This window comes from Limnohabitans sp. (assembly GCF_044361645.1).
In the GTDB taxonomy this organism is placed as follows: domain Bacteria; phylum Pseudomonadota; class Gammaproteobacteria; order Burkholderiales; family Burkholderiaceae_C; genus Limnohabitans_A.
This window is the reverse complement of sequence record NZ_JBIKIL010000136.1, coordinates 1-9,736: the sequence shown is the minus strand read 5'-3', so window position 1 is coordinate 9,736 and position 9,736 is coordinate 1. Positions and strand designations below refer to the sequence as shown.

General features: G+C 61.9%; 9 protein-coding genes and 1 pseudogene. 7 read left to right on the top strand and 3 right to left on the bottom strand.

The features are described 5' to 3' along the window. The coding region (locus ACIQ39_RS16750) for an enolase C-terminal domain-like protein (RefSeq protein WP_396435737.1) at nucleotides 1-865 on the bottom strand (865 nt) is incomplete at its 3' end. A gap of 88 nt (nucleotides 866-953) precedes the next feature. Continuing rightward, nucleotides 954-1,682, bottom strand: a complete 729-nt coding sequence (locus ACIQ39_RS16745) for a FadR/GntR family transcriptional regulator (RefSeq protein ID WP_396435736.1) — start codon at nucleotides 1,680-1,682, stop codon at nucleotides 954-956. Between the two features lie 144 nt (nucleotides 1,683-1,826). Between ACIQ39_RS16745 and ACIQ39_RS16740 the strand changes: the two genes are divergently transcribed. From ACIQ39_RS16740 to garD, 7 genes are all read left to right on the top strand, one after another. Continuing rightward, nucleotides 1,827-2,810 carry a TRAP transporter substrate-binding protein gene (locus tag ACIQ39_RS16740; RefSeq protein ID WP_396435735.1) on the top strand — a complete coding sequence of 328 codons (984 nt, stop codon included), beginning with the start codon at nucleotides 1,827-1,829 and terminating at the stop codon, nucleotides 2,808-2,810. A 90-nt stretch (nucleotides 2,811-2,900) separates the two neighbouring features. Then, entirely contained in the window at nucleotides 2,901-3,419 is a 519-nt protein-coding gene (locus tag ACIQ39_RS16735) for a TRAP transporter small permease (RefSeq protein WP_396435734.1), read from the top strand. 2 nt (nucleotides 3,420-3,421) lie between these two features. Then, a complete protein-coding gene (locus tag ACIQ39_RS16730) occupies nucleotides 3,422-4,705 on the top strand; it encodes a TRAP transporter large permease (protein WP_396435733.1) in 1,284 nt (427 codons plus the stop codon). A gap of 9 nt (nucleotides 4,706-4,714) precedes the next feature. After that, entirely contained in the window at nucleotides 4,715-5,716 is a 1,002-nt protein-coding gene (locus ACIQ39_RS16725) for an NAD(P)-dependent oxidoreductase (RefSeq protein WP_396435732.1), read from the top strand. A gap of 18 nt (nucleotides 5,717-5,734) precedes the next feature. Next, nucleotides 5,735-6,565 carry an amidohydrolase family protein gene (locus tag ACIQ39_RS16720; RefSeq protein ID WP_396435731.1) on the top strand — a complete coding sequence of 277 codons (831 nt, stop codon included), beginning with the start codon at nucleotides 5,735-5,737 and terminating at the stop codon, nucleotides 6,563-6,565. Between the two features lie 113 nt (nucleotides 6,566-6,678). Next, nucleotides 6,679-7,671, top strand: a complete 993-nt coding sequence (locus tag ACIQ39_RS16715) for a lactonase family protein (RefSeq protein ID WP_396435730.1) — start codon at nucleotides 6,679-6,681, stop codon at nucleotides 7,669-7,671. A gap of 71 nt (nucleotides 7,672-7,742) precedes the next feature. Continuing rightward, entirely contained in the window at nucleotides 7,743-9,275 is a 1,533-nt protein-coding gene (garD, locus tag ACIQ39_RS16710) for a galactarate dehydratase (protein WP_396435738.1), read from the top strand. 244 nt (nucleotides 9,276-9,519) lie between these two features. Here garD and ACIQ39_RS16705 read toward each other — a convergent pair. Then, nucleotides 9,520-9,736, bottom strand: a pseudogene (locus ACIQ39_RS16705) (hypothetical protein); the annotation flags it as partial.

The following is a 9,736-nucleotide window of genomic DNA, read 5'->3' as shown; positions in this document are numbered from 1 at the left end:
CGGTGGCCCGGCGGAACTCGGCCATGACTTCGCGGCCCGAGAACACGCCTTCTGCGCCGCAGGGGTCTTCGGCATAGGCCATGGTGCTGCGGTGGTCGTGCAACAGGCGAATGGCGTCTTTGAGCAGCCAGCCGCCGTTGGGGTCCAGCGTGATGCGGGCTTGTGGGAAGCGCTCGTGCAAAGCCACGATGGCTTCGACCTCTTCTTCGCCGCGCAGCACGCCGCCCTTGAGTTTGAAGTCTTGAAAGCCATAGCGGGCCTGGGCCGCCTCGGCCAGACGCACCACGGCCTCGGCCGTCATGGCTTTTTCGTGGCGCAGGCGCAGCCAGTCGTCGGCTTGCTCGGGTTCGCTGCGGTAGGGCAGGTCGGTTTGCAGGCGGTCACCGACATAAAACAAATAGCCCAACACTTGCACGCGGCTACGCTGTTGGCCTTCACCGAGGAGGGCGCAGACAGGCACGTTCAGGTGCTGGCCCAGCAAATCGAGCAGGGCGCTTTCAACCGCCGTGACGGCGTGGATGGTGGTGCGCAGGTCAAAGGTCTGTTGGCCTCGGCCCCCGCTGTCGCGGTCGGCAAACTGCTGGCGCATGGCCTGGAGCACGGCGTTGTAGTGGCCAATCGGTTGGCCTTCGACCAGCGCGCTGGCCTCTTCCAAAGTTTGGCGAATTTTTTCGCCGCCGGGCACCTCGCCCACGCCTGTGCGCCCTGCTGAGTCGCTGAGGATGACGATGTTGCGGGTGAAAAACGGCCCGTGGGCGCCGCTCAGGTTCATCAGCATGCCGTCGTGGCCGGCCACGGGGATGACTTGCATGCGGGTGACGACAGGGGTGACCGCAGGTGGCAGGGGGAGGGCGCTGTGGCTCATGGGCATTGGGTGAAGGTTAAAAGACATCGTACAACCTCAGGGCGTATTTTCAACTGGGGAAAACCTGAGCTTGCAGGCTGTGGGTGGGTCAATGGTTGTCTGGGTCGCTTTTTCGCAAACGCTCGCGGCTGTTTGCCAAATGGGTGCGCATGGCGGCGCGCGCGGCCTCGACGTCTTGCTCTGCGATGGCGTTGTAGATACTTTCGTGTTCTTGGTGCACGCGCCGCAAATAATTTTGCCGTTCAGGGTCGGTGTTCAGGATGCTGCTGATTCTGGCCCTGGGTATGACGCCGGTGCCCATGGAGTGCATCAGGTCTGTGAAGTGGTGATTTTGCGTGGCGCGGGCAATTTCTTGGTGCAATTGGTGGTCGGCTGCCACCGCGTCGTGACCGGCTTCCAGCGCCAGCGTGAACGCCTGAAGTGCCAACTGCATGACCCGCAAATTCTCGTCGGTGCGGCGCAAGGCGGCCAGTGCGGCCGCTTCGGTCTCGACGCTGATGCGAAACTCCAGCAGCGCAATGACTTCGCGCAAAGTGCCCATGTGCTCGGCGCTGATGCGAAAGGAGGGGTGCTCACTTTGCGGCAACACAAAGGTGCCAATGCCGTGGCGCGTGTCCACCCAGCCAGAGGCTTGCAACCGGGAGATGGCCTCGCGCACCACGGTGCGGCTGACGCCAAAGTCTTTCATGATGGCGGCTTCGGTGGGCAGTTTGTCGCCCGCTTGGAGCCGCCCACTGCGGATGTTTTCGGTCAAAGCGCCCACCAGTTGAATGCCCAAGCTGGCGGGTTTGCGCAATGCGGGCGTGCTTGTGTCCATGGGTTATCCCTAGCTGTTGATGCGGTTGCGGTCGGTGATAATGGTGTTTCAATTGTACGATGACTGATGACTCGGCTGTGTCTGTTTTTTTCTGCACCCCAGCCCGCGTGCAATTGCACCCCACCCATCACAGGAGTTACTCACATGATTTTTCGTCGTCAAATCCTCTCGTCCACTGCGGCTGCCGTTGTGGCCTTGTGCGTCATGTCATCGGCCTCGGCGCAGACCGTGCTTAAGGCCTCAGATGTCCACCCGGCGGGCTATCCCAACGTGGTCGCGGTGGAAAACCTGGGTAAAAAATTGGAGGCGGCCACAGGCGGGCGCTTCAAGTTGCAAATGTTTCCCGGTGGCGTGTTGGGCTCTGAAAAAGAGGTGGTGGAGCAGACACAGGTCGGCGCCATTCAGATCGCGCGCATCTCCTTGGGCATCCTCGGTCCGGTGGTGCCCGACGTGAACGTCTTCAACATGCCTTTTGTGTTCCGCGATGAGGCGCACATGCGCGCCGTCATCGATGGCCCGGTGGGCAAGGAAATTTTGGACAAGATCACCCAAAGCCCCGCTCGTTTGGTTGCTTTGGGCTTCATGGACAGCGGTTCACGCAGCCTCTACACCAAAAAAGAAATCAAGACACCGGCCGACCTCAAGGGCCTGAAGATCCGCGTGATGGGCAACCCTTTGTTTGTGGACACCTTGAACGCCATGGGTGGCAACGGCATCAGCATGGGCCACAACGATGTCTACAGTGCTTTGCAAACCGGCGTGGTGGATGGGGCCGAAAACAACCCGCCCACTTTGTTCACGTCCAACCAGTACTCCACCGGGGTGAAGTACTACACCCAGACCACGCACCTGATCATCCCTGAGATTTTCGTCATGTCCAAGGTCACCTGGGACAAGATGACCCCAGCCGATCAAGCCAGTGTGATGAAGTTCTCGCGTGAGGCGCAAATGGAGCAACGCGTGCTGTGGGACAAGAGCGTGGCCGAGTTCAGCGCCAAGCTCAAAACGGCGGGCATCCAGTTCAAGGCGGTTGACAAAAAGCCCTTTTATGATGCCACAGCCCCTGTGCGTGCCAAGTACGGCGCGCCTTACGCCGAGTTGATCAAGCGCATTGAAGCCGTCAAGTGATGCGGGCCAAGCGGTGGTCTGACCGCCGCTGGCGAACGGGGCCTGCCCCGTTCCTTTTTGGTTTTCAAAACACCGTGGGGGTCATGCACCATGCTGCGCTTTTTTGACGGACTTTACCTGGCCTGTATTTGGGTATCGGGTTTGGCCATTTTGTTCATGAGCCTGATCATCCCCTGGGGTGTTTTTGCCCGTTATGTGTTGGGCACGGGCTCCAGTTGGCCAGAGCCGGTGGCGGTGTTGTTGATGGTGACCTTCACCTTCATGGGCGCTGCTGCGGCCTACCGAGCCGGCGGGCACATTGCGGTGGGCATGTTGGTTGAGCGCTTGTCTGTGGGCATGCAAAAGGTCTTGGCGCAGTTGGTGCATTGGCTGATGTTGGTCATTTGTGTTTTTGTGATGCTCTGGGGCGGCAAGCTGGTGCTGGGCACGATGGGGCAGACCTTGGCTGATTTGCCTTGGTTGGCTGTGGGCTGGACTTATTTGCCCTTGCCCGTGGGGGCCTTCTTGACCCTGCTCTTTGTGTTCGAGGTGCTGGTCTACGGGCCAGCACACGAGCGCGTTGTGATTTCAATTGACCGAGAGACCAGCGCCCCAGCGCAGGCCGTTTGACCATGGATGCTTTGGTGTTGATTGGCAGTTTTGTGTTGCTGATGTTGGTGGGCATGCCGGTGGCCTATGCGCTGGGCTTGGCGGCTTTGCTGGGCGCTGTGTGGATCGATCTGCCGCTGGACGCGGTGATGATTCAGATGGCCAGCGGCGTCAACAAGTTTTCGCTGTTGGCCATTCCCTGCTTTGTGCTGGCCGGGGCCATCATGGCCGAGGGCGGCATGTCGCGCCGCTTGGTGGCCTTTGCCGGGGTCTTGGTCGGTTTTGTCCGGGGCGGGCTGTCTTTGGTGAATATTTTGGCATCCACTTTTTTTGGTGCCATCTCGGGTTCTTCGGTGGCCGATACGGCCTCGATCGGCTCGGTGCTGATTCCTGAAATGGAAAAAAAGGGCTACCCGCGCCCGTTTTCGACCGCCGTGACGGTGAGCGGCTCGGTGCAGGCGATCTTGATTCCGCCCAGCCACAACGCGGTGATCTTTTCGATGGCGGCGGGCGGCACGGTGTCGGTGGCGGCCTTGTTCATGGCCGGGGTGTTTCCGGGCCTGTTGCTGGGCCTGAGTTTAGCCTTGTATTGCCTGTATGTGGCGCGGCAAAAAAACTACCCCAAGGGCCGCGTCATCCCCCTCAAAGAGGCGCTCAAAATTTGTGTCGAAGCGCTCTGGGGGCTGGCCACCATGGGCATCATTTTGGGCAGTATCTTGAGCGGCGTGTTCACCGCCACCGAGTCGGCCTCGATCGCGGTGCTCTGGGCCTTTTTTGTGACCATGTTCATCTACCGCGACTACAAGTGGAAAGACCTGCCCAAGCTGATGCACCGCACGGTGAAAACCGTGACCATCGTGATGATCTTGATCGGCTTTGCGGCCAGCTTTGGCTACATCATGACCTTGATGCAGATCCCGCTGAAGATCACCCAGATATTCACCGCCATCAGCACCGAGGCCTGGGTCATTTTGTTGTGTGTGAACGTCATGCTCTTGGTGCTGGGCACTTTGATGGACATGGCCCCCTTGATCTTGATCCTCACGCCGATTTTGTTGCCTGTGATGAAAAGCATTGGCGTAGACCCGGTGCACTTTGGCATGATCATGATGATCAACCTGGGCATCGGTTTGATCACGCCACCTGTGGGGGCGGTGCTGTTTGTCGGCAGCGCGGTGGCCAAACTCAAAATCGAACAAGTGGCGACGGCCATGAAGCCGTTTTTCATCATTTTGTTGGCCGTGCTGATGCTGGTGACCTTTGTGCCGCAAATTTCCTTGTGGTTGCCCCGAAGCATGGGTTTGTGAAAGTTCGCCATGGCAAAGCCAAACGTGCTGGTCACCCATCCTGCGGGGCGATTGGCCACGTATTTTGGCGACTTGGCGCTGCACCGCTTGCGCCAAGTGGCCACGGTCCACCTCAACCCTGATCCACACGATTGGTCTGGCGCCGAGTTGATTGCGGCGGCGCGTCAGTGCACGGTGCTGATCGCCTATCGGCAAACGCCCTTGGACGCTTTGTTTTTTGAGTCCGTGCCCCAGCTGCTGGCGGCGGTGCGTTGTGCGGTGGACATCCGCAGCATCGACGTGGCCGCTGCAAGCCAACACGGTGTGTTGGTGACACAGGCCAGTCCAGGTTTTGGGCCTTCGGTGTCTGAATGGGTGTTGGGCATGATGCTCAATTTGAGCCGCCACATCACCCCATCGGCCATGGCCTACCGCCAGGGTTTGGCAGCCGAACCCCGGATGGGCGCAGAGCTGCGCGGTGCCTGTCTGGGCATCGTGGGTTATGGCGAAATTGGGCGGCATGTGGCCCGCTTGGCACTGGCCTTTGGCATGCGGGTGTGTGTGCACGATCCGTTTGTACGGCCCCAAGAGTTGGGGATAGCGTCCTTGAGCCTGGCCGATTTGATGCGCTGCTCTGACCATGTGGTGTGCTTGGCCCCCGCTTTGCCCGAGACCGAAAACTTGGTCAATGGCTCGGTTTTGTCCTTGATGAAAAAAACGGCATTTTTCATCAACGCCTCGCGTGGACAATTGGTCGACGAACAGGCCTTGTTGCACGCTTTGGATCACGGTTTGCTGGCCGGTGCCGCCTTGGACGTGGGGCGTGCCCAAGACCAAATGCCCTCACCTGCATTGGCGCAACACCCTCGCGTGCTGGCCACCCCCCATGTGGGTGGGCTCACGCCCCAAGCGATTGCGCACCAAGCCCTGGAAACCGTGGACCAAACCACGGCCATTTTGCAGGGGCGGGTGCCCAAGGGCGCGGTCAACGCAGCCAGCGCTTGGCGCTTGCTGAAGCGGCGTACGCCATGAGCGCGTCATGAGCGCGTTATGAGAGCGCCATCATTTGACTTGCCTGATGGGGCTTGCGACTGCCATGTGCACGCCTACGACGACGCCTACCCCTTGGCGCCCAGCGCCACCTTCAAGCCGCCGCACGCGCCCATGAGCGACTACGCGCGGGTGCAGCAAGCCCTGGGTTTGACGCGGGTGGTGGTGGTCCAGCCCACGGGCTATGGTTTTGACAACCGCTGCACCTTGGCCGCTGTGGCCAGCATGCCCGGCCGTGCGCGTGCTGTGGTCATGCTGCACCCCAGCGTGAGCGACGAACAATTGCAGGCCCTGCATGCAGCAGGCGTGCGCGGCGTGCGCATGATGATGTTGCCCGGTGGCCCCTTGGGCTGGGAGGCCTTGGCCCCGCTGGCCGCCAAAATCGGGCCGTGGGGCTGGCATCTGAATGTGCAGTTCAACGGCTGCGACTTTTTGCAGCGCCTGCCCTGGCTGCAAAGCCTGCAGTTGCCGGTGGTGTTGGACCACACGGGCAAATTTTTGGTGCCGCCAGGCAGCACCGACGACGCCGCATTCCAAGCCCTGTGCCGCTGGCTGGACACTGGCCGGGTGTGGGTCAAGTTGTCAGCCCCTTACGAAACCTCACGCCTGGGGGCACCGCATTACGCCGATGTGGGATTGTTGGCACGCCACTTGGCGCGGCATTACCCCGAGCGCTGCCTGTGGGCCAGCAATTGGCCACACCCCAACCAACAGCCCGCACCGAACAATGCCGAGCTGTTGAACCTGTTGGGCAGTTGGGTCGCGCGTGCGGCAGACTTGCCCCAAATTTTGGTGCACAACCCAGCCAAGGTGTATGGTTTTGAGGCCTGAATCAAAGCCCAAACCAAAGCCCAAACCAAAGCCCAAACCAAAGCCCAAACCAAAGCCCAAACCCGTGCCATTGAATGACTTTTTAACCCTGCGAGCTCCGAGCTTTTGATGCCATGACCCACGTTTATGTCTCCAACGCCGACAGCGGCGACATCGCGGTGCTGCACCTGCAGGCCGATGGCACGCTGCACCTGCAAAGCCAAACGCCTGTAGGTGGCAACCTGATGCCCATGGCGCTCAGCCCAGATGGCCAGCGGTTGTACGCGGTGCGGCGCAGCGAGCCGATGGCGGTGCTCACATTGGCCATCGACCCGGCGACACGCGATCTGACGGTGTTGGCCCAAGCCCCTTTGCCCGCCAGCATGGCCTATGTGAGCACCGACCGCACGGGGCGTTTTGTGTTCGCAGCCTCCTACCAAGGGGCGCAACTCACGGTCAGCCCTGTGGCCTTGGATGGCACGGTGGGCGCGGTGCAGCAAGTGTTGCCCACGGGTCCCAACGCCCACGCGGTGTTGCCCTCGCCCTGCAACCGTTTTGTGCTGGCCACCAGCTTAGGCAGCGGGGTGTTGATGGTCTTGGCGTTCAACGCCACCACCGGCCTGTTGACCCCCCACGCTGAGTGGCAGGCCCGTGCAGGTGCTGGCCCCCGGCATTGCCGCTTTGACCCTGCCGGGCGCTTTGTTTACTTGCTCAACGAACTGGACGGCACGCTGGACGTGTTGGCCTGGCAGGCGGACACGGGCAGTTTGCGCACGCTGCAGACGCTGGGCATTTTGCCGCCGGGTTTTGTGGGCAAGCCTTGGGCGGCCGACCTGCACTTGACGCCCGATGGGCGGCATTTGTACACCAGCGAGCGCAGCTCCAGCACCTTGGCGCATTTCAGCGTGGATGCGGCCACCGGCCTGCTGACCGCGCAGGGGCACACCGCCGTGGAAACGCAGCCCCGGGGTTTCGCCATCGACCCCACAGGCCAGCAGTTGATGGTGGTGGGGCAGTTGTCGCACCACCTGAGCCGTTTGGCCATCGACCCGCACACCGGCCAATTGCACCTGGCGCAACGCCTGTACGTGGGCCAAGGCCCCAATTGGGTGGAGGTGTTGCCATGAGCGATGCGCAGCCGACCGGTTCGGCACCCACAACAACAAGTTCGCAGCCCCCGCGCCCCCGCGTGCTGCGCATGCACCCCGCAGACAACGTGGCCATCGTGGTCAACGACGGTGGTTTGCCCGCGGGCACGGTCTTGGACGGCGGCTTGGTGCTGCTGGACAAGGTGCCCCAGGGCCACAAAGTCGCGCTGGTGGCCTTGGCCCAGGGTGAAGCGGTGCGCCGTTACAACGTCACGATTGGCCACGCAGCGCAAGACATCGCGCCCGGCCGCTGGGTACAAGAGCGCCTGCTGCGCATGCCTGCGGCCCGCAGCTTGAGCGATTTGCCCATGGCCACCGTGCCCGCCCCGGTGCAAGCGCCCTTGACCGCTTACACCTTTGAGGGCTACCGCAACGCCGATGGTTCCGTGGGCACACGCAACATCTTGGCCATCACCACCACGGTGCAGTGTGTGGCCGGTGTGGTGGCGCAGGCGGTGCGGCGTATTCAGACCGAGTTGTTGCCCCTGTACCCGCAGGTGGATGGCGTGGTGGGCCTGGAGCACAGCTACGGCTGCGGCGTGGCGATTGACGCGCCGGACGCCATCATCCCGATCCGCACGCTGCGCCACATCAGCCTGAACCCCAATTTTGGCGGCGAGCTCATGGTGGTCAGTTTGGGCTGCGAAAAGCTGCAACCCGAGCGCTTGTTGCCACCGGGCAGTTTCCCCATCACCGATGCCCGCTCAGCCAGCGATGGACCGCACACCGTGTGCCTGCAAGACGCGCAACATGTGGGCTTCATGGCCATGCTGGACAGCATTGTGCAAAGTGCCCGGCCGCATCTGGAGCGGCTCAATGCCCGGCGGCGCGAGACCTTGCCCGCCAGCGCCTTGGTGGTGGGGGTGCAGTGTGGGGGCAGTGACGCCTTCTCGGGCGTGACCGCCAACCCGGCCGTGGGTTTTGCGGCCGATTTGCTGGTGCGCGCCGGTGCCACCGTCATGTTCAGCGAAAACACCGAGGTGCGCGACGCGGTGGAGCAACTCACCCAACGCGCCGCCAGCCCCGAGGTGGCGCAGGCCATCGTGCGCGAACTCGATTGGTATGACCGCTATTTGGCGCGCGGCCAAGTCGACCGCAGCGCCAACACCACACCCGGCAACAAGGCCGGGGGCTTGTCGAATATCGCCGAAAAAGCCATGGGCTCCATCGTCAAAAGCGGCAGCTCGGCCATCGCGCACGTGTTGTCACCCGGCGAAAAACTCCGGCCCGAGCAAAAGGGCTTGGTGTTTGCGGCCACGCCCGCCAGCGACTTCATTTGTGGCACCTTGCAACTGGCCGCAGGCATGAACCTGCACGTCTTCACCACCGGGCGCGGCACGCCCTATGGCTTGGCCGAATGCCCGGTCATCAAAGTGGCCACGCGCAGCGACTTGGCCCGGCGCTGGCACGACCTGATGGACCTCAATGCCGGGCGCATCGCCGACGAAGGCCTGAGCATCGAGGACATGGGCTGGGAGCTGTTCCACCTGATGCTGGCGGTGGCCAGCGGCCGCAAGACCTGGGCCGAGCACTGGAAGCTGCACAACGCGCTGGTGCTGTTCAACCCCGCACCGATCACCTGAACCCCCGATGCCCTGAAGCCTGCATCACTTATCACCTGTCACTTATCACCATTTCACCCGGAGACTTCGATGTTGCAAGCCCTGCAGTCTGAGACTGTGCGCCAGCCCTGTAGCCGCGTCATCAAGACCGCAGGTATTCAGCCCCAGTGAGCTTTTGCAGCCCGCTCCCTGTTGGCTATGAGAGGCTTGGGCAAGCAGGGGGCTGGCCATGGGGGTGGCAAGCGGTTCAAGGCTTGGGTTGGGTTTAACTGCAGCTGACGCTGCCGCAGCCCGACATGGTCACGTTTTGAATGACCGATGGGTCGGCCAGCGTTTCGGTGGCGCTGTCAAAACCCACCGATTGGAGGTGCGCCGCCAAGCCCGCGTCCATGCTGGCGGTGTGGCCCGGAAACCACTCGGCCAAGGCCTCGGCCATGCGGGTGATGATGCTCGGGTCGCTGTCCAGGTAATGGGCTTCGACC